The organism is Aeromicrobium piscarium, assembly GCF_007421815.1.
Taxonomy (GTDB): Bacteria; Actinomycetota; Actinomycetes; order Propionibacteriales; family Nocardioidaceae; genus Aeromicrobium; species Aeromicrobium piscarium.
This window is the reverse complement of record NZ_VLNT01000003.1, coordinates 255050-275066: the sequence shown is the minus strand read 5'-3', so window position 1 is coordinate 275066 and position 20017 is coordinate 255050. Positions and strand designations below refer to the sequence as shown.

17 protein-coding genes are annotated in these 20017 nt (G+C 69.2%); 14 read left to right on the top strand and 3 right to left on the bottom strand.

What is annotated here, in order from left to right; translation table 11 throughout:
• The 3 genes from FNM00_RS19185 to FNM00_RS06230 all read left to right on the top strand — a co-directional run.
• Positions 1-506, top strand: a 506-nt coding sequence (locus tag FNM00_RS19185; RefSeq protein ID WP_246065090.1) for a ferrochelatase, incomplete at its 5' end; no start/stop codon positions are given.
• The gene (locus FNM00_RS06235; RefSeq protein WP_143912489.1) at positions 503-1309 is read left to right on the top strand and encodes an inositol monophosphatase family protein; all 807 of its coding nucleotides are present in this window, start codon (positions 503-505) and stop codon (positions 1307-1309) included. The genes FNM00_RS19185 and FNM00_RS06235, both read left to right, overlap by 4 nt.
• A gap of 129 nt (positions 1310-1438) precedes the next feature.
• Positions 1439-1738 (top strand): DUF4193 domain-containing protein, encoded by a 300-nt coding sequence (locus tag FNM00_RS06230; protein ID WP_087624668.1) that lies wholly within the window; start codon positions 1439-1441, stop codon positions 1736-1738.
• A 249-nt stretch (positions 1739-1987) separates the two neighbouring features.
• Here FNM00_RS06230 and FNM00_RS06225 read toward each other — a convergent pair whose 3' ends face one another.
• Positions 1988-2347, bottom strand: a complete 360-nt coding sequence (locus tag FNM00_RS06225) for a DUF4235 domain-containing protein (protein ID WP_143912487.1) — start codon at positions 2345-2347, stop codon at positions 1988-1990.
• 381 nt (positions 2348-2728) lie between these two features.
• Positions 2729-3184 carry a DUF3093 domain-containing protein gene (locus FNM00_RS06220; RefSeq protein WP_185973007.1) on the bottom strand — a complete coding sequence of 152 codons (456 nt, stop codon included), beginning with the start codon at positions 3182-3184 and terminating at the stop codon, positions 2729-2731.
• Between the two features lie 51 nt (positions 3185-3235).
• On the opposite strand from FNM00_RS06220, the gene dut reads away from it, so the two are divergent.
• The 11 genes from dut to FNM00_RS06165 all read left to right on the top strand — a co-directional run bounded on the left by dut (position 3236) and on the right by FNM00_RS06165 (position 18488).
• On the top strand, positions 3236-3715 hold the full coding sequence (gene dut, locus FNM00_RS06215) for a dUTP diphosphatase (RefSeq protein WP_143912484.1): 480 nt from the start codon (positions 3236-3238) through the stop codon (positions 3713-3715).
• The gene (locus tag FNM00_RS06210) at positions 3715-4377 is read left to right on the top strand and encodes a DUF3710 domain-containing protein (RefSeq protein WP_143912482.1); all 663 of its coding nucleotides are present in this window, start codon (positions 3715-3717) and stop codon (positions 4375-4377) included. The genes dut and FNM00_RS06210 overlap by 1 nt, the downstream gene beginning before the upstream one ends.
• 51 nt (positions 4378-4428) lie before the next feature.
• Positions 4429-5112, top strand: a complete 684-nt coding sequence (locus FNM00_RS06205) for a DUF3159 domain-containing protein (protein ID WP_143912480.1) — start codon at positions 4429-4431, stop codon at positions 5110-5112.
• A 92-nt stretch (positions 5113-5204) separates the two neighbouring features.
• On the top strand, positions 5205-7217 hold the full coding sequence (locus FNM00_RS06200; RefSeq protein WP_246065089.1) for an APC family permease: 2013 nt from the start codon (positions 5205-5207) through the stop codon (positions 7215-7217).
• Complete coding sequence (locus FNM00_RS06195) at positions 7214-8422, top strand: class I SAM-dependent RNA methyltransferase (protein ID WP_143912477.1); 1209 nt, start codon at positions 7214-7216, stop codon at positions 8420-8422. The genes FNM00_RS06200 and FNM00_RS06195 overlap by 4 nt, the downstream gene beginning before the upstream one ends.
• Before the next feature lie 411 nt (positions 8423-8833).
• Positions 8834-10993 carry an SCO7613 C-terminal domain-containing membrane protein gene (locus FNM00_RS06190; RefSeq protein WP_143912475.1) on the top strand — a complete coding sequence of 720 codons (2160 nt, stop codon included), beginning with the start codon at positions 8834-8836 and terminating at the stop codon, positions 10991-10993.
• A gap of 148 nt (positions 10994-11141) precedes the next feature.
• On the top strand, positions 11142-13955 hold the full coding sequence (locus FNM00_RS06185; protein WP_143912474.1) for an aconitate hydratase: 2814 nt from the start codon (positions 11142-11144) through the stop codon (positions 13953-13955).
• A 227-nt stretch (positions 13956-14182) separates the two neighbouring features.
• Positions 14183-14686, top strand: a complete 504-nt coding sequence (locus tag FNM00_RS06180) for a flavin reductase family protein (RefSeq protein ID WP_143912472.1) — start codon at positions 14183-14185, stop codon at positions 14684-14686.
• 63 nt (positions 14687-14749) lie between these two features.
• Entirely contained in the window at positions 14750-16633 is a 1884-nt protein-coding gene (gene dxs / locus FNM00_RS06175; protein WP_143912470.1) for a 1-deoxy-D-xylulose-5-phosphate synthase, read from the top strand.
• Between the two features lie 2 nt (positions 16634-16635).
• On the top strand, positions 16636-17559 hold the full coding sequence (locus FNM00_RS06170) for a proteasome assembly chaperone family protein (protein WP_143912468.1): 924 nt from the start codon (positions 16636-16638) through the stop codon (positions 17557-17559).
• A gap of 65 nt (positions 17560-17624) precedes the next feature.
• Complete coding sequence (locus tag FNM00_RS06165; RefSeq protein WP_143912467.1) at positions 17625-18488, top strand: acyl-CoA thioesterase; 864 nt, start codon at positions 17625-17627, stop codon at positions 18486-18488.
• Between the two features lie 88 nt (positions 18489-18576).
• On the opposite strand, the gene FNM00_RS06160 is transcribed toward FNM00_RS06165, so the two are convergent.
• A complete protein-coding gene (locus tag FNM00_RS06160) occupies positions 18577-20013 on the bottom strand; it encodes an aldehyde dehydrogenase family protein (protein WP_143912465.1) in 1437 nt (478 codons plus the stop codon).
• Positions 20014-20017 lie beyond the last annotated feature (4 nt).

Here is a 20017-nt window from a genome sequence, read left to right as displayed (position 1 = left end):
CCCCCTCTCCACCTCCCGGGCCCCGGGGGGTGGGGGGGGCTGGGCCCCCCTGCCCCCCCCACCGCGAGGTCGCCCAGCTCGTCGCCGACGAGCTCGAGCTGACCTCGACCAGCCTCGCCTTCTGCTCCCGATCGGGTTCCCCGCACATTCCCTGGCTGGAGCCGGACGTCAACGACCATCTGACCGAGCTCGCCGGTGACGGGGTGACGTCGGTGGCGGTCGTGCCGATCGGCTTCATCTCCGATCACATGGAGGTCATCTACGACCTCGACACCGAGGCTGCGCAGACGGCGAAGGAGCTCGGACTGGATTTCGTCCGGGTTCCGACGCCCGGGGTCCATCCGAGTTTCGTGGCGCTCGTCCGTGAGCTCGTGCTCGAGCGTGCGGCCGCCGAACGGGGCGAGGATCCCGACCGGCCGGCGTGCGGCCAGGCGGGCCCCTGGCCGGATCACTGTCCGGTGGGATGTTGTCTCAACGCCCGGGCGGACCTGCCGGTACTGGTATGAGCGAGCACAGCGAGCTGCTGGGCCTGGCCCGTGAGGCCGGTCTCGAGGCGGCGGAACTCGTTCGACGGCTCCGTCCGGCCGGACGGGTCGATGTCGTCGCCACCAAGTCCAGTCCCACTGATGCGGTGACCGAGATCGACCGCGCGAGCGAGCGGCTCATCCGCGAGCGGATCCTCACGGCGCGTCCCGATGACGGATTCGTCGGCGAGGAGGGCGAGGACGTGGCCGGCTCCAGCGGTGTGGAGTGGGTCGTCGACCCCATCGACGGCACGGTGAACTTCGTCTACGGACTCCCCGCCTATGCGGTCTCCATCGCGGCGCGTACGGACGCTGCGGAGCACGCTCCCTCGATCGGCTACGTCGTCAACATCGCCACCGGCGCCGAGTACGGGGCGGTCGCGGGCGGCGGCGCATGGCGCTGGCACGGTGACGAGCGCGAGACGTTGCACGGCCCTCCCGCCACGCCCCTGTCGCAGCTGCTGGTCGCGACGGGCTTCGCCTACGATGCGCCGACACGCGAACGACAGGCCGAGGCGATCGCGCGGTTGCTGCCGCGGATACGGGACATCCGCCGGATCGGTTCGGCGGCGCTGGACCTGGTCGCGGTCGCGGCGGGGGAGCTGGACGCCTATGTCGAGCAGGGGCTCAAGCCCTGGGACCTGGCCGCGGGAGGACTCATCGCCGCGGAGGCCGGGCTGATCGTGGGCGGCCTCGACGGTCCCGCCGGCGAGCGGTTGACGATGGTCGCGCGCCCCGATATCTGGGCGGAATATTCCGAACTCGTACGCGCTTGTGGTCTGTAGATCGTGTCGGAAGCGGCTCCCGCGGGTACGCACCGGGAGCATCCAACGCGCCACAGCACGATCTCGATCAGCCGCGTTTGGAAGGATGTGGCAGAATCGCGCCGGTTGACACGCACGGACGGAGAGTAGATGGCCACCGATTACGACGCACCTCGCAAGACTGAGGAAGAGCAGTCCGAGGACAGCATCGAGGAGCTGAAGGCGCGTCGGCACGAGCAGAACTCCGGCAAGGTCGACGAGGACGAGGTCGAAGCGGCCGAATCCTTCGAATTGCCCGGAGCGGATCTCTCGCACGAGGAACTGGCGGTGCAGGTCGTCCCGAAACAGTCGGACGAGTTCACCTGCATGTCCTGTTTCCTGGTGCATCACCGCAGCCAGCTGGCCACTGAGAAGAACGGCCAGCCGATCTGCCGCGACTGCGCGGACTGATCCAGCCCGTCCTCGATACCGAACCGAGGCCCGGACCCAGTGGGTCCGGGCCTCGTCTCGTTCAGGCCTCGGTCGCTGCGTCAGCGAGGTAGGCGCGGCGGTGCGGACCGATGACGATGCATAACGGTCGCTGTAGCAGCCCCAACGCATCGATATCGGTCCGCGCCCGCTCGAAAGTCGATGCGTTCAGGTCGCTATGGCAACCACAACGCATCATCATCCGTCCCGCATGCGTGAGCTGAAGTGAGTTCAGGCGTCCTGGTCGAGGTGCTTCATGCCGGGAGGCAGATCACCGGTGGACTTGACCCAGTACGTCGCGACGCCCCGCCGGACGACGGTGCGGACGATCTGGATGACCGCTCCGCCGATCGCCGCCCAGGCGATGGCCTCGGTCGTGCTGAGCTCGGGATGACGGGCGCTCGCCGGGGGCTTCCGTCCCGTGACCGCGCGCCAGGCGGCATTGGAGACGCGGGGAGCGAGGGCGGCGCCCACCATCGTCGCGCCCGTGTCCATCAGCTTCCAGGTGCTCCGGCCGAGGCGGCGCTGGGCCTTCGCCTCGGCGACACTCGTCGTCGCGGCGTCCCGCTGCTTCTTCTTGCGCTTGCCCACCGGTGCCCTTCCGTCGTGCTCGGCATGTCTGAACCATTGTGACGCAGACCGCCGGACCGAGGGGTGCGTGGGCGTCGTTCCGGGCGGCGAGGGCGCGGTCTCGATGATGCTTCCGTGCGGGGGGCGGTGGTTGACCACTCACCTGGATGTGGACGATGCGGATTCCGGTGGGTAGTGAACCGCCGTCGGGTCGGGGTGGTTGCTGACGCACCGGAGATGGTCGGGGCGTGATCGCGGTGAGTCATCGACCGAGGCCGACGTGGAGCTGGTGCTCGAGATGCGCGAGTGATGGTCGACCATTCACCGCCCGATGGAGGGGGTCTGCCCGATGGTTGACTGCTCACCACCCCGGTGTGGGGGTGAGGGTGGTGACGGGCGGGGTCAGGGCGTCGGACGCAGTGCTCGCGCTACGGAGGCGGGGAATCTGGTCGACACCAGCCAGAACGGCGTCGGATCGTCCGGATCCTCGACCGCGACCCGGACACCCGTGCGTACATAGGGCCGCAACAAGGTGAAGGCACGCACGTCGCCCTCGGGACCGATCGCCTCGCGCCAGGCCGCCGCTTCCAGCGGTTCGACCGAGCCGATGTGGGCGGTGTCCAGGAAGGCGCGCCCCGCGCGCAAGCCGTGGGAGTCGGCCTCGATCCTCACCGAGCCGTAGAACGCGACCAGCGCTCCGGCGACGACGAGGCTTCCGGCCGCCGCTACGAGGGCGATGGCGGGGGTCGCGGCGACCCAGAGTAACCAGCCGATGATCACCGCGAAGATCGCGGCGGCCGCCCACCAGGACACGGCGGCGGTGAGGCGCTCACGGTGGACGGTCGTCGGGGGTGTCACGCCCCTACTGTGCCTGATGACCGTCAACGGCCTTGGGTAAGGTCGGACCCTATGACGACCGAGGTGCCGCTGCTCCGGCTCGACCCCGACCTTCCCCTCCCGTCCTACGCCCACGATCTCGACGCCGGGGCGGACCTGATGGCCCGTGTCGATGCCGTCATCGCACCGGGGGAGCGGATGTTGGTGCCCACCGGGGTGGCGCTCGCACTGCCACCGGGCTACGCCGGCTTCGTGCATCCGCGGTCGGGCCTGGCGCTGCGTCACGGGCTCTCCATCGTCAACGCGCCGGGGACGATCGATGCCGGCTACCGCGGAGAGATCGCGGTGCTCCTCGTCAACGGAGATCCGCGTGAGACCGTACACATCTCTCGCGGAGATCGCATCGCTCAACTGGTCATCCAACGGGTCGAGCAGGTCCGCTTCGCAGAAACTTCGGCACTCCCGCTGTCGGACCGGGGAGAAGGGGGCTACGGTTCATCGGGTGGCCACGCCTCATTGGCGCCGGCCCCGAGGGTAGGAGAGGAAGACTGATGTTCGGCCGACGCAAGAATCAGACGCCCGAGCAGGAGACGCCGGGGACGCAGGAGTTCGATCCCGCGAGCCTCGGTCCGCGCACCAGCGGCCCCTGGGACTCGTCCGAGCGCGATCCCGATGCTCCCGGCTACGTCGATCTCGGATCATTGCGCATCAAGGGCCGCGATGGAGTGGGCCTGCAGCTTCCCCAGGAGAACGGCGCGCTCTCCTCCGTGCTCGTGGTGCTCGAGGGAGCCAACTCGGCCATGGAGTTGCGGATCTTCGCCGCGTCGCGCTCCGGTGGGGAGTGGGGCGACGTGCTGCAGGATCTCAAACGCGAGGTCGAGCGTCGCGAGGGTGAGTGGAAGGAGACTGACGGTCCCTTCGGTGACGAGCTGCGGTTCCGGGTGCAGGTCCAGACTCAGGATGGGCGGACCGGGACTCAGGACTCGCGGATCCTGGCCGTCGAGGGCCCCCGCTGGCTGCTGCGAGCCACGCTGCTCGGTGCGGCTGCCGGCGATGAGACGGCGGCGGAGCCGCTGCTGGAGATCCTCCGCGATGTCATCGTGGTCCGCGGCGACGAACCGCGCATGGTGCGCGAGCCCCTGCCGCTGCAGCTGCCGCCGGGTGCGGTCCCGCAGGACCAGCAGCCGCCGAGCGGTACCGACGCGGGATCCTAGGCGCCGCAGTGGGGCACACCAGTACCGTGCACGCGGATCCGACGGGACACCATGACTGAGCAGAACGGATCACCGGCCGACGAGGAGGCCGGTGCCGGTCGACCGGATGTCACCACCGTCGAGCAGCTGGTCCGCCGGCGGCTGGCCGAGGCGTTCGGCGGCGTACGCGGGGTGATCGAGAGCGCGATCCCGACCATCGTGTTCACGGTGAGCTTCCTGGTGAGCGACGAGCTGCGGCAGAGCCTGATCGTGAGCGCTGCCGTCGCGGTGCTCCTGCTGGTGGTGCGCGTCGTCCAGCGCTCCAATCCGCAGTTCGTCTTCAACGCGCTGGTGGGCATCGCCATCGCCGCGGTATTCGCGTCCCGCTCGGGGGAGGCGCGTGACGTCTTCCTTCCCGGGATCCTCTACAACGGCGCGTACGCGGTCATCTTCGTGTTCACGATCCTCATCGGCTGGCCGGCGGTGGGCTTCCTGGTCGGCGCTGTGGTGGGGGACGTCACCGGCTGGCGCTCCGATCGCGGCATGCGGAAGCTGTGCACGCAGATGACCTGGTTGTTCGTCGCGCCCTGTGTGCTGCGCGTGGTGGTCCAGTACCCGTTGTACCTCGCCGACGAGATCGCCCTGCTCGGGACCGCGAAGATCGCGATGGGATGGCCCTTGCAGGTCGCCTCGCTCCTCGCGATGGGGTGGATGCTGAGCCGGAACAAGACCCCGCTGGACGATCCCTCGGCCTGAGCGCCGCCCGTGCCCGTGCCGATCCCCGGCTGTGAGCCACGTCATCGTCGGGCTCGATGGCGCACCTCTCTCGACGGGCATACGATCACTCGGTGAGCATCACCGGTGCCGTGAAACGGGCACTGATAGGGCGCAAGCTGCGTAACACGCAGATCGGCGAGACGCTGCTTCCCAAGCGGGTCGCCCTGCCGGTGTTCGCCAGCGACGCGCTGTCCTCCGTCGCCTACGCCCCCGACGAGATCTTCCTGACGTTGTCGATGGCCGGCCTGGCGGCCTACTCGATGAACTGGCAGATCGGCCTGTGCGTCGCCCTCGTCATGATCACCGTCGTGGCCTCCTATCGCCAGAATGTCCACGCCTATCCCTCCGGTGGGGGCGACTACGAGGTGGCCTCGGTCAATCTCGGGCCCACGGCAGGACTCACGGTCGCCAGCGCGCTCCTGGTCGACTACGTGCTGACCGTGGCGGTCTCGATCTCATCGGGTGTGCAGAACGCGACCGCGGCCCTTCCGTGGCTCAACGGGCACGAGGCGGAGGCGGGGGCGTCGCTCGTGCTGCTGCTGATGGTCATGAACCTGCGTGGCGCCAAGGAGTCCGGACGGGCATTCGCGGTGCCGACCTATCTCTTCATGATCGCGATACTGGCGATGGCGCTGTGGGGCCTGATCACCTACCTGACCGGTGATCTGCCGGAGGCGGCGAGCGCCTCCTATGAGATCGCGGCCGAACCCCCTTACGAGGGGGCGATCACGACCCTCGCGATGACCTTCCTGCTCGCCCGGGCGTTCTCCTCGGGCTGTGCCGCTCTGACCGGCGTCGAGGCGATCAGCAACGGGGTTCCGGCGTTCCGGCGTCCCAAGAGCCGCAATGCTGCCACCACGCTCCTGCTGCTCGGGGCGATCTCGATCTCGATGCTGATGAGCATCGTCCTGCTCGCCGATGCCATGCACGTGCGATATGTCGAGGATCCGGCCCGCCAGCTGCTCTCCAACGGCGTGCCGCTGGGGGAGTCGTCCGGGTACGTTCAGGACACCGTGATCGGGCAACTGGCGGCCGCGCTCTACGCGGACCTGCCGGTGGCCTTCTACCTGACGATCGCCTGCACGGGCGTGATCCTGGTCCTCGCCGCCAATACCGCCTTCAACGGGTTCCCGGTGCTCGGCTCGATCCTCGCGCGTGACGGCTACCTGCCGCGTCAGATGCACACCCGCGGCGATCGTCTCGCCTACAGCAACGGCATCGTCCTGCTGGCCCTCGCCGCGGTCGTGCTGATCGTGGCCTTCGACGCCCAGGTGACCAAGCTGATCCAGATGTACATCGTCGGGGTCTTCGTCTCCTTCACGCTGAGCCAGCTCGGCATGATCCGGCACTGGACCCGTCTGCTCGCCACCGAGACCGATGCCGCCGCGCGTCGGCGGATGCGCCGTTCCCGGGCCATCAACTCCTTCGGGCTGCTGCTCACCGCCACCGTCCTCGTCATCGTGGTGGTGACGAAGTTCCTCGCCGGCGCCTGGATCGCGATCATCGCGATGGTGGGGGTCTTCATCCTGATGCGGGCGATCGCCCGCCACTACCGTCAGGTGGCCGAGGAACTGCGGGTCGACGACAGTGACCGGGGCGAGCTCCCGCGAGTCCACGGCATCGTGCTGGTGAGCAAGGTGCACAAGCCCACGATGCGCGCGATCGCCTACGCCCGGGTCAGCCATCCCGAGGCTTTGGAGGCCGTCACCGTCGATCTGGACCCCGACGAGACTCAGGAGGTCGAGCGGCAGTGGCGAGAACAGGGGATCACCCTGCCGCTGATGGTGCTCGACTCGCCCTATCGCGAGATCGTCCGGCCAGTAGTGCGCTATGTGAACGAGCTGCGATCGAAGCATCCCGACGAGCTCGTCACGGTCTACATCCCCGAATACGTCGTCGGCCGATGGTGGGAGCAGCTGCTGCACAATCAGACCGCCTTGCGTCTGAAGAGCAGACTGTTGTTCATGCCCGGAGTCCTGGCCGTCAGCGTGCCCTATCAACTCACCTCGGCCCATGACCGCACTCCTCACGATCACCGAGCGGCCGCCGGCGACGTGCGGCGCGGCTTCGGGGAACCCCGGTGAGCTCCGAGCGGCCGATCGTCGACATCGGGCCGGTCGCGCACGGCGGCCACTGCGTCGCTCGGCTCGACGGTCAGGTCGTGTTCGTGCGGCACGCGCTGCCGGGGGAGCGTGCGCGTATCGAGATCACGGAGCGATCCAAGCGCTTCCTGCGCGCCGACGCGGTGGAGATCCTGGATGCCTCGGAGGATCGGGTCACACCTCCCTGCCGGTACGCCGGGGTGTGCGGGGGATGTGACTACCAGCATGTCTCGCCCGCCGGGCAACGGCGGCTTCTCGGGTCGGTGGTCAGTGAGCAGCTTCGACGTCTCGCGGGCCTCGACCGGGAGGTGGAGGTCGAGCCCGTCTCTCCCGACGACCTCGGCTGGCGTACCCGGGTGACCTACGCGGTCGACGCGGAGGGCCGAGCCGGACTGCGCCGACACCGCAGCCACGAGGTGGTGGCCATCGATCGGTGTCTCATCGCCCATCCGGACACGCCGCAGGCGCCCTCGGTGCGATGGGACGACGGACCCGTCGAGGCCATCCTCTCGTCGACCGGGGAACGGATGGTCGTCGCCGATGACGAGGTTCCCGAGGAGCTGGGCCCCCTCCACGGCGTCGTGGGCAGCGACGGCCGGGTACGTCGCGGTGAAGGATCCGTCACAGAGGTCGTGCGGGAGCACTCCTTCCAGATCAGCGGATCGGGCTTCTGGCAGGTGCACCCGGGCGCGGCCGGCACGCTCGTGGATGCCGTGATGGCGGGAGCCGAGGTCCGTGCCGCCGACCGGGTCCTCGACCTCTACGCCGGGGCCGGCCTGTTCTCCGCCTTCCTCGCCGATGCCACGGGGCCGACGGGCGAGGTGGTCAGCGTCGAGGGCGCGCGTGGCGGCCACGCCGATGCACGGGCGAATCTCTCCGGCCGTGCGAACGTGACGACGACGCGGGCATCGGTCGAGAAGGCCCTCGCCGCTGGACGACTGGGCACGACCGCCGACGTCGTCGTGCTCGACCCGCCGCGTGCGGGAGCCAAGGGGGCGGTCGCGCCGATCGTCGAGCTCGGGCCGCGGCGCATCGTCTACGTGGCCTGCGATCCGGCGGCACTCGCCCGCGACCTCGCCTCCTTCGGGCGTCTCGGCTACGAGCTGAGCTCGCTGCGGGCCTTCGCCCTCTTCCCGATGACACACCACGTCGAATGTGTCGCTGTGCTTGCACCGGTGCGGTCTTGACGAGAAGGTGACCTCGTGCGCTATGCCGATCCCCATGCCTGTCCTGCCTGCCGAGGTCGTATCGACGGGCAGCCGAGGTGCCCTCACTGCGGCTTCGCGCTGCGCGGGGTGACCGCAGCCAGCCTGTGGGAGCGCCTTCAGGACGCCGATCGGTTGATCGCGCGGAGCCGCGAGAGCGCGGCGCCACGCCAGGGGACGTCGCCGTCCCCACCGGCCGGCGCTCCGGCCGCATCGGCCGCTCAGGGAACCCCTCCGCCCGGCCCACCCCCGTTCCCGCCCTTTGCCGGGGGGCAGGCGCCTGGGGCGGGGCCGAGCTCCTCGACGGGACCGACGAGCGGCGCCTTCCCGCAGTTCCCCGGCCAGCCGGCCGCCTCCCCGTCGACCAAACGCAGTGGCGTGAACGTGGGCGGGGTGATCCTCGCGCTCGGTGCCTTGCTGCTGCTGGTCGCCGCGACGATCTTCATCACCGTCTCGTGGGATCGGCTCGGGCTCTTCGGCCGCTCCATGGTGTTGCTGGGCGTCACCGTCCTCGCGGCCGCGGGCGCGAGTGAGCTCTCGCGGCGTCGCCTGCGCGGTTCGGCCGAGGCCCTCTGGTGCGTGACCCTGGGCCTGCTGACCCTCGACTGGTTCGCGGCACGAGCGCAGGGGATGCTCGGCCTCAAGGCCATCGACCCCGGGCTGTATGTCGGCGCCTGGGCTGTCGTCGTGTCGACCATCGCGATCGTCATCGTGGTCGCGACCCGGTCGCGGTTCGGAAAGTCGCTGGTGGTCCCGCAGGTCGTGGCCGCGCTGACGCCCTGGGTCGCCGTGCCGACCCTCCTGTTCTACCTGTGGTTCGATCTCGACTGGCGTCCGTTCTGGGCGGGTCTCGCCGCGGTGAGCGTGGCGGGCATCGTGGCAGCGCTCGCCTGGCGCACCCGCGCGACAGTCGCCACATGGGGGGTGGCGCCGCCGCTCGTCGTGATGCTCCCGTTCCTCGTGGTCTCCGCGGCTGTCGACGCGCTCGCCCACCCGGAGCCGCGACAACTTCTGTTGGATGCGCACGGGGTGCCCCTCCTCCTGATCTCCGTCCTCTTCGCCGTGGGAGCCCTTACTGCCCCGCGCGGTCGCAGCGTCTCGGCCGCCGGCGCGCTGCTCGGCGTCACGCTGCTCCTGGCGACCGGAGTGGGCGGCGCGACCGTTCCCGAGGCGGCGATCGCCACCGCGGCCGTCGTCGGCGTGCTGACCGCATTGCTAGGGAGCGGGACCCGCACGTGGGCGCTGGGAAGCAGGTGGACTGCCGCTGTGCTGGCCGTCGCGGGCCTTGGGCTCGTCGTCCTCGGCTGGCTGCAAGCGTGGCCGAGGAATGTCTACGGCCCGTGGAGCGGTTCGCTGCCCGAGCCCTTCGGTCTGGGCGTGCTCGCCTACGCGACGGCGGCAGCGGCCGTCATCGTGGCGGTGGTCGTGAGCGCACGATGGAGCACCGATCTGCTCGCTGTGATCCGCTACGCCGTGCTCTCGGTCGCCGTCGCCTGCGGACTCGGGGTGACTCTCGCGGCCCTCGGCGCATCGTTCGGCTGGTTCGTCGTCGCCGGCGTCGTCGCCGCGGCCGTCGTGGCATGCGCGGCCGCCCGACGCCCCGTCGTCGACCAGATCGGCACCGTGCTCGTGCTGGTGGGAATGGCGTTCCCGTCCGAGGCCTCGAATGAGATCGTCTTCGCAGCCTTCGGCATCGTCGCCCTGGCCGCACTCATCGTGGTGGCGCTGGCCCGCGAGATCCCGTCGGTGGCCGTGAGCAGCGCCGCGGTCGTGCTGGGGGTCGTGGCGTCCGGGAGCGGGCTCGTGGGATGGCAGCGCATCGACCCTTCCATCGCGGCGCTGTTCTTCGTCCTGGTTGCCATCGTCTGCTTCGCCCTCGCCACCTGGGGTGTCGAGGAGCTGCCTGTCCGGCTCACGCTGGAGGTGGCCGCGGCCGTAGTCGCGTTCTACGGCTTGGTGGTCGGCCTCGATGCCGAGGACGCCACGTGGATGGCGCTGCTGTTCCTCCTGCTCTCGCTGGTCCTGTTCGGCGCCGGTTTCGACGTGGCGGACCGACGCTGGTGTCTGATCCCCGCCGTGACCTTCGCCGTGCTGGCGTGGATCTGCCTGGTGATCGGGCAGGAGGTCCAGGCAGTCGAGGCCTTCACCGTGCCGCTGGCCGTGCTCACGCTGGGCATCGGCGGATGGTTCATGTGGCGCGACAGCTCCCTGGGCACCGTCCCCGCGCTGGGGGTGGGGCTGGCCGTCGCCTTCCTGCCGTCGATGCCGCAGGCACTGGCCGACCCGACGAGTCTTCGCGCGTGGCTGCTGGGGGCTGCCGCCGTCGTGGCGATCGGCGTCGGCTGGTGGCGCTCGTGGCGCGCGCCCTTCGTGGCCGGCGCCGTGGTGCTCGCCGTCCTGGTCGTCGTCAACCTGTGGCCGGTCGCGATGGCGGTTCAGCGCTGGATCCTCTTCGGCGTCCTCGGACTCGCGCTGTTGGCGATCGGCATCACCTGGGAATCGCGGGTGCGCCAGGGCCGCGCCGTGCTGCGTGCCCTCAGCGCCTTGCGATGACGGCTGCCCGGCATCTGAGTAAGGGTCACCTTCGTTGAGAGCGCTGTGAACGCGAGGTATCTTGATGTCAAGATATTAGGTCGGCCTCAGTGATGCGCCCGCGCGAAAGGTCGGCAGGATGGATGAAGACCACGCGAAGGAGAAGACCATGAGCGTCGACAGTTTCCACTCCAAGGACACCCTTCGAGTCGGTGATGCGTCCTACGACTTCTACCGGCTCGATGCGGTGCAGGGGGAGGGGCTCGATGTCGCCTCCCTGCCGTTCAGCCTCAAGATCCTCCTCGAGGCGCTGCTGCGCACCGAGGACGGAGCCAACATCACGGCCGATGACATCAAGGCCCTCGCGGGCTGGGACCCGTCGGCGGACCCGAGCAAGGAGATCCAGTTCACGCCTGCCCGCGTGATCATGCAGGACTTCACCGGCGTCCCGTGTGTCGTCGACCTCGCCACGATGCGCGAGGCGATGGCCGACCTCGGCGGCGACCCCAGCAAGATCAACCCGCTCGCACCGGCTGAGATGGTCATCGACCACTCGGTCATCGCCGATGTCTTCGGCACGCCCGAGGCCTTCGAGCGCAATGTCGAGATCGAGTACGAGCGCAACGGCGAGCGCTACAAGTTCCTGCGCTGGGGCCAGGGTGCCTTCAGCGACTTCAAGGTGGTGCCGCCTGGCACCGGTATCGTCCACCAGGTCAACATCGAGCACCTCGCCCGCGTCGTCTTCACGCGTGACGCGGAGGGGAGCGTCGTCGCCTACCCGGACTCCTGTGTCGGCACCGACTCGCACACCACGATGGTCAACGGCCTCGGCGTCGTCGGCTGGGGCGTGGGCGGCATCGAGGCCGAGGCCGCGATGCTCGGTCAGCCGATCAGCATGCTCATCCCGCGGGTCGTCGGCTTCAAGCTCTCCGGCGAGCTGCCCGAGGGCGCCACCGCCACCGACCTCGTCCTCACCATCACCGAGCAGCTGCGCGAGCACGGCGTCGTCGGCAAGTTCGTCGAGTTCTACGGCTCGGGCGTCGGCGCCGTCCCGCTGGCCAACCGCGCCACCATCGGCAACATGAGCCCCGAGTACGGCTCCACCGTCGCCATCTTCCCGATGGACGAGGAGACCACCAAGTACCTCGAGCTCACCGGCCGTACGCCCGAGGAGATCGCGCTCGTCGAGGCCTACGCCAAGGAGCAGGGCCTGTGGCACGATCCCGATCACGAGCCGCGCTACTCCGAATACCTCGAGCTCGACCTCGCCGATGTCGTGCCGTCGATCGCCGGTCCCAAGCGTCCCCAGGACCGTGTCAGCCTCTCCGATGCCAAGAACGGCTTCCGGGGTGCGCTGACCGCCTACATCGACGATGACGCGCAGACCATCTCCGGCGACTACGACGAGGCGCTGGAGGAGTCGTTCCCCGCCTCCGATCCGCCGGCATCGGACGCCCACGGCACCACCCCGCGTCGTGACTACCTCTCCTGCGTGCCGGCCGATGGCAAGCGGCCCAGCAACCCGATCGAGGTCACGGTCGACGGGCAGACCTTCACGCTGGATCACGGCGCTGTCACGATCGCGGCGATCACGTCCTGCACCAATACGTCGAATCCGTCGGTCATGATCGGCGCGGCGCTGCTGGCCAAGAACGCGGTCGAGAAGGGCCTGCAGCGCAAGCCGTGGGTCAAGACGACGCTCGCCCCCGGCTCGAAGGTGGTCTCCGACTACTACGAGCGTGCCGGCCTGACGCCGTACCTCGACAAGCTCGGCTTCAACCTGGTCGGCTACGGCTGCACGACCTGTATCGGCAACTCCGGCCCGCTGATCCCCGAGGTCAGCGCGGCCGTCAACGAGAACGACCTCGCGGTCGTCTCGGTGCTGTCGGGTAACCGCAACTTCGAGGGTCGCATCAACCCCGATGTCAAGATGAACTACCTCGCGTCGCCCCCACTGGTCGTGGCCTACGCGCTGGCGGGATCGATGGACGTCGATATCACCACCGAGCCGCTCGGCACGGACACCGAGGGCAACGAGGTGTACTTGAAGGACATCTGGCCCAGCCCGTCGGAGGTCGAGGAGGTCATCGCCTCGTCGATGAGTGCCGACACCTTCAAGTCCGAGTACGCCGACGTGTTCGCGGGCGACGAGCGCTGGCAGAACCTGCCCACCCCCGAAGGCGACACCTTCGAATGGGACGGCGACTCGACCTATGTGCGCAAGGCGCCCTACTTCGACGGCATGGAGCGCGAGCCGTCGCCGGTCACCGATGTCGAGGGTGCCCGGGTGCTGCTCAAGCTCGGGGACTCGGTCACGACCGACCACATCAGCCCCGCCGGCGCGATCAAGAAGGACAGCCCCGCTGGCAAGTACCTCATGGAGCACGGCGTCGAGCCGCGGGACTTCAACTCGCTCGGGTCGCGACGCGGCAACCACGAGGTGATGATCCGCGGCACGTTCGCCAATATCCGGCTGCGCAATCAGATCGCCGAGGGCACTGAGGGCGGCTTCACGCGGGACTTCACCGCGGGCGGCGAGGTCACGACGGTGTTCGACGCGGCACAGAACTACGCGGCGCAGGACATCCCGCTCGTGGTGCTCGCCGGCAAGGAGTACGGCTCGGGCTCGTCGCGCGACTGGGCGGCCAAGGGCACGGCCCTCCTGGGGGTCCGGGTGGTCATCGCCGAGAGCTACGAGCGCATCCACCGCTCGAATCTCATCGGCATGGGCGTCCTGCCGCTGCAGTTCCCCGAGGGCGAGAATGCCGAGTCGCTGGGCCTGACCGGTGAGGAGACGTTCAGCGTCACCGGCGTCACCGAGCTCAACGACGGCAGCACGCCGCGCACGGTCAAGGTCGTCGCCGAGGGCGAGAACGGCACCGTCGAGTTCGATGCGGTCGTCCGTATCGACACACCGGGTGAGGCGAACTACTACCGCAACGGCGGCATCATGCCGTACGTGCTCCGTTCGCTGCTCGACTGAGCGCGGTTCGATCACGGCACGGCCCCGGCGGGATCATCTCGCCGGGGCCGTGTCGTCACCGCCCGCGCTCGTCCCGGGACGGTGACTTACGGCCCCCTCGTCCCGGGGCGGTGGGTCAGACACCTCTCAACCGCGCTGAGACGTGCGTAAGTCACCGCTCCAAGCATCGAGGGGTGCGCACGTCACCGCTCCGGCGGCGGCGATTGCGTGATCCGTAGCCTGAGGGGGTGACGATCCATACCGAGCATCCCTTCGTGCCGCCTGAGCCCGAGCGCGACGCGCTGCGGCGCTTCCGCGGACGACTGGCGGCACCGGTGACCGTGGTGGCCGCCGGGGAGGGCCGCCGGCGCAGCGGGCTCACCGTCTCATCGTTGCTGATCGCCGACGGGGAGCCGCCGCACGTCGTGATCCTGGTCGATCCCGACTCCGACCTGCGCGACCGGATCGAGGTCGGCACCCCGGTCGCGATCAGTCTGCTCGACGACGGCGACCAGTTCCTGGCCGACGCCTTCGCGGGCACGGCTCCCGCCCCCGGCGGCCCGTTCACGCTCGGTTCCTGGACAGAGACACCGTGGGGCCCCGCCCATGACGGGCGCAGCTGGATCGGGGCACGCCTCGCGTCGATCTCGTCCCTCGGTTACAGCGATCAGATCGTCGCGAGCGTGGAGCACATCGTCATCGAGGGCACGACCGCGCTGAGCCACGTGCGCGGGCGTTACCGACCGGTCTGACGCGAGTTCGCTAACCGGTCGAGGCGCACAGCCGTCGTGGGCGCGGCTGGTTACGATGGGGCAATGGCCAGTTTGCTGCGTTCGCTGTCGGGACCCGCGGATCTGCGGGACCTCGGTGACGACGACCTCACGCACCTCGCAGAGGAGATTCGTGAGCTCCTGCTGGAGTCCGTCGCCGCGAACGGGGGGCATCTCGGGCCGAATCTGGGCGTCGTCGAGCTGACGATCGCCTTGCACCGGGTCTTCGACTCGCCCCGCGATCGCCTCGTGTGGGACACCGGTCACCAGTCCTATGTGCACAAGATGCTGACCGGCCGTGCCGGCGAGTTCGACCGGCTCCGTCACGAGGGCGGGCTCTCGGGCTACCCCTCGCGCGCGGAGTCCGAGCACGACTGGGTCGAGAACTCTCACGCCTCGACATCGTTGTCCTATGCCGACGGCCTGGCGCGCGCCAACGCGCTGACGGGTCGCGACGACCATGTCGTCGCCGTCATCGGCGACGGCGCGCTCACCGGAGGCATGGCCTGGGAGGCGCTCAACAACATCGCTGCCGATCAGTCCCGGCGGCTGGTCGTGGTCGTCAACGACAACGGCCGGTCGTACACCCCCACGGTCGGCGGCCTGGCCAACAAGCTGACCGAGATCCGCACCAATCCGCGCTACGAGCCCACGCTCACCGCGATCCGCGAACGGCTGACCTCGGGCCACCGCTTCGGCGAGGTCGCTTATGAGGCGCTCCACGCCGTGAAGAAGGGCATGAAGGACGCTCTCGCCCCGCAGGGCATGTTCGAGGATCTGGGCATCAAGTACATCGGTCCCGTCGACGGACACGACCGCGTCGCGATGGAGCAGGCTCTCGCCGCCGCCAAACGTTTCGGCGGACCCGTGCTGGTGCATGCGATCACCACCAAGGGCCAGGGCTATGACATCGCCGTGGCCAATGAGAACGACCAGATGCACCAGTCGACCCCCTTCGATCGCACCACCGGCGAGGCCACGTCGGTGGCGCCGGCCGGATGGACCTCGGTCTTCCGCGACGAGATCGTGCGCATCGCCGACGAACGCTCCGACGTGGTCGGCCTGACCGCGGCCATGCTGTATCCCGTCGGCCTCGATGCCTTCGCGGACAAGTTCCCCGACCGCGTCTTCGACGTCGGGATCGCCGAGCAACACGCGGTCACGAGCGCCGCCGGCTTGGCGATGGGCGGGCTGCACCCGGTGGTCGCGGTGTACGCGACGTTCATCAATCGAGCCTTCGACCAAGTGCTGCTCGATGTCGCGCTGCACCGCTGCGGCGTCACCTTCGTGCTGGACCGGGCCGGCGTGACCGGCGACGACGGTGCCAGCCACAACGGCATGTGGGACCTGTCCCTGCTTCAGTTGGTGCCGGGGATCCACATCGCGGCGCCGCGCGACGGGGCACGCCTGCGGGAGCTTCTGCGCGAGGCTGTCGCGATCGACGATGCTCCCAGCGTCGTCCGTTTCGCGAAGGGGCCGGTGGGCGAGGACATCGCCGCCATCGACCACGTCGGTGGGGTGGACGTCCTGCGACGCGATGCCGAGCCGGACGTGCTGCTCGTCGGTGCGGGCACGATGGCCGCCGTCGCTCTCGACACCGCCGAGCGGCTGGCCGCGGACGGTATCGGATGCACGGTGATCGATCCGCGCTGGATCGCGCCGCTCGATCCGGCGGTCGTCGAGTTGGCGGCCGGCCATCGGCTCATCGTGTCCGTCGAGGACAACGGCCGCCAGGGCGGCGTCGGCTCGACGATCGCCTGTGCCCTTCTCGACGCCGGGGTCCGCACGCCGGTCCGTATCCACGGAGTCGACCAGCGTTTCCTCGATCACGCCAAGCGCGCCGTGATCCTGGAGCGTCAGGGACTCACAGGTCCCGCCATCGCCGCCGACACCGTCACGTCCCTCCACGGGAATATCGCGAGGCAGTGACGATGTTGACACCGAAGTGGTTACCGAAAGCTCTGCGACCCGAGAAGCGGGAGACGCGCCCTGAGCGCAGCACCGGCGAGGGGCCTGTGCTGCTCCACGTCCTGGACGGGTTCCTGACAGCCGGATCGTCCGCATCCTTGGTCTCGCGGCAGTTGCGCGGCGCCGATGGCGTGACGGTGCACGAGTTCGACCTCGATCCCGTCTACGACTACCGTGCGCGCCGGCCGCCGATCGTCTTCGACGCCGATCACTATCGCTCCTACGATCCGCCGCGTCTGGCCATCACTCGAGAGTACGACGTGTCGGGGCGCGAGTACCTGTTGTTGTCGGGTCCGGAGCCGGACTTCGGGTGGGAGCGTTTCGTCGGCGAGGTGATCGAGATCATCGACCGCGAGAACGTCTCCCTCGTGGTGGGCCTGGGCGCCGTGTCGATGGGAGTGCCGCATACGCGGCCGCCGATGATCACGGCCCATGCCACGCGACCGGAGCTGGTGGATCGTCGCAACCTCTGGGAGGCCGAGATCACCGTCCCGTCCTCCGCGCAGACGCTGCTGGAGTACCGCCTGGGCCAGCGGGGAACCGATGCCCTCGGCTATGTCGTGCATGTGCCGCACTATCTGACGCAGGTCGAGTACCCCACCGCCGCGATCGCCGTGCTGGAGGCTGCCGGCCTGCGTACGGGCCTGACCTTCGACCTGGAGGATCTGCGCGAGCAGCAGCCCGCGGCGATCGCGCAGATCGAGGAGCAGATCCACGAGCAGAACGGCGAGGACGTCTTGAACGGTTTGGAGGAGCAGTACGACGCCTTCGCGCGCGGTGCGGCACGGTCCCTCCTGGAGGACGACGGCCACCTGCCGAGCGGCGACGAGCTCGCCGCTCAACTCGAGCGCTTCCTGGCCCAGCACCGCCCCGACGACCACGGCTGATCGCGTGAGGAGGAACGCCTCCGCACATGGCCCGCGGCGGTCGCGCAGACACTAGACTCGTGGCCGTGCCTGCCTCGATCAACGAAGTCGTCGACCTGCTCGATCTCGAACCCCTGGAGGTCGGCCTGTTCCGTGGCCGGCAACCGGTCAACTCGCGCCTCAAGCGGGTGTTCGGCGGCCAGGTGGCGGCCCAGGCGACGATGGCTGCGCAACTCACGGTGCCCGACGACCGCCGGATCCACTCGTTGCACGCGTACTTCATCCTCGGCGGCGATCCGTCGATCCCGATCGTCTACGACGTGGAGAATGTCCGGGACGGTCGCTCCTTCACGACGCGTCGTGTCGCGGCCCGCCAGCACGGCGAGATCATCTTCTACATGACCGCGTCCTTCCAGCGCGATGAGGAGGGCTGGGAGCATCAGGACGCGATGCCCGATATCGGCTCGCCGGAGGACGCGACCTCGATGACCGACCTCATCCACCTGATCGACGAGGGATCGGTGGAGATGTGGCACGCCGAATGGGGCGGTTACGACATGCGCTATGTGAGCGGTGGTCGTGCCGACGATGATCCGTCGCCCGAGCGGGTCCCGGCGATCCAGCGCATGTGGTTCAAGGCGGCAGGGGAGCTTCCGGACGATCCGCGCATCCACAATGCGGCCTTCACCTACTACAGCGACTTCAGCCTGCTGGGGGCCTCGCTGGTTCCGCATGGGATGATCATCAACTCGCCGCAAGTATCTCCGGCGTCGCTGGACCATACGGTGTGGTTCCACCGTCCCTTCCGCACGGACGAGTGGCTGCTGTACGACCAGACCTCGCCGTGGGCGGGCTCGTCGCGAGGCTTCAGCACGGCCAAGGTCTACCGCCAAGATGGCACGCTGGTCGCCTCGGTGGCCCAGGAGGGACTCATCCGCCCGCGCCGCTGAGCCACACTGGGGAGAACGACACGGGCCGGGCCATGGATCTCGACGGCGTCGCGTCGAGGAACTGGGACCCGGCCCGCATCGTCGTGGATCAGTCGACGCCGATATAGGTGGTCTTCTCCCAGGTGTAGAACTGGGTGGCTGTGTGCCCCTGCTCGCGGAAGGTGTTCGAGGAGGAGTCCTTGATACCCCCGAACGGTACGTGCAGGTCCAGCCCCGATGTCGGCCGGTTGACCTTGACGATCCCGGCTGCCGCCTGGTCGGCGAAGTCCGTCGCGAGGGCGAGGCTGGTCGTGCAGATGCCTGCGGTGAGGCCATAAGGCGAGTCGTTGACCGCTCGGAGCCCGGAAGCATAGTCGGGAACGTCCATGACGGCGATCACCGGTCCGAAGATCTCATCGGTGGCGAGCGGGGAGCCGGGGTCGACGTCGACAGCGACGACCGGAGAGAAGCGGAGGCCGTCGGCCTCGGCGGATCCGTGTATCAGCCGGGCGCCGTCCGAGAGGGCGGCGTCGACCGCAGCCAGGTTCTTGGCCAGCTGCTCGTCGCTGACGACGGCACCCATCGTGGTGGCCGCGTCGAGCCCATCGCCGGGCACGACCTGCGAAGCGATGGCGCTGAGTTCGGCGAGGAAGCTCTCCCGGATGCCGGGCGTGACGTAGACGCGGGAGGTCGCGGTGCACGCCTGACCGGTCAACGAGAAGCCCCCTGCCGCCACGACCTGCGCCGCCAGGCGCGGATCGGCGTCGTCGACGACCAGCACGGCGTTCTTGCCTCCCATCTCCAGTTGGCTGCGAGCTCCGCGTTCCCGCAGCGTCCGCTCGATCCGGCGGCCGACGGCCGTCGAACCGGTGAAGGAGACGGCCGCGATCCGGGGATCGCGCGTCAGCGGCTCGCCGACCTCGGCGCCGGTGCCGTGCACGATATTGAACACCCCGGCCGGGAGGCCCGCCTCGTGCAGGGCGGCGGCGAGGTGCGTGGCGGACATCGGCGTGAGCTCTGCCGGCTTGAGTACGACCGCATTGCCGCTGATCAGCGCGGGGGCGGACTTCCAGGCCGGAATGGCGATGGGAAAGTTCCACGGGGTGATGAGCCCGACGACGCCGAGCGGTTCGCGACGGGTGGTCACCGTCGTGCCGGGAAGCGAGCTGGGATAGGTGGATCCATTCGATGCCCAGCCCAGGGAACCGGCGAACTGGAGCACCCCGACGGCACGGGCGACCTCGCCGGTCGCCTCGGCCCGCGTCTTCCCCTCCTCGCGGACGAGGTCTTCGGCGACCGTCTCGGCGCGCGAGCGCAGCACCTCGGCGGCACGAAGCAAGATGGCGCCGCGTTGCGGAGCGGCCGTGCGTCGCCAGGCCGGCTGGGCCGCCTGAGCCGCGGTGACCGCGGCATCCAGATCGGCGGCGTCGCCGATGGGGGAGCGCACGGCAATCTGCGTGGGCTGGGCCGGGTTGCGGCGCTCTCGTTCGGCATCGCCGACGAACTCGCCGCCGATGAAGTGTTGTGCCGTGGCAGAAGCTGACATGGGT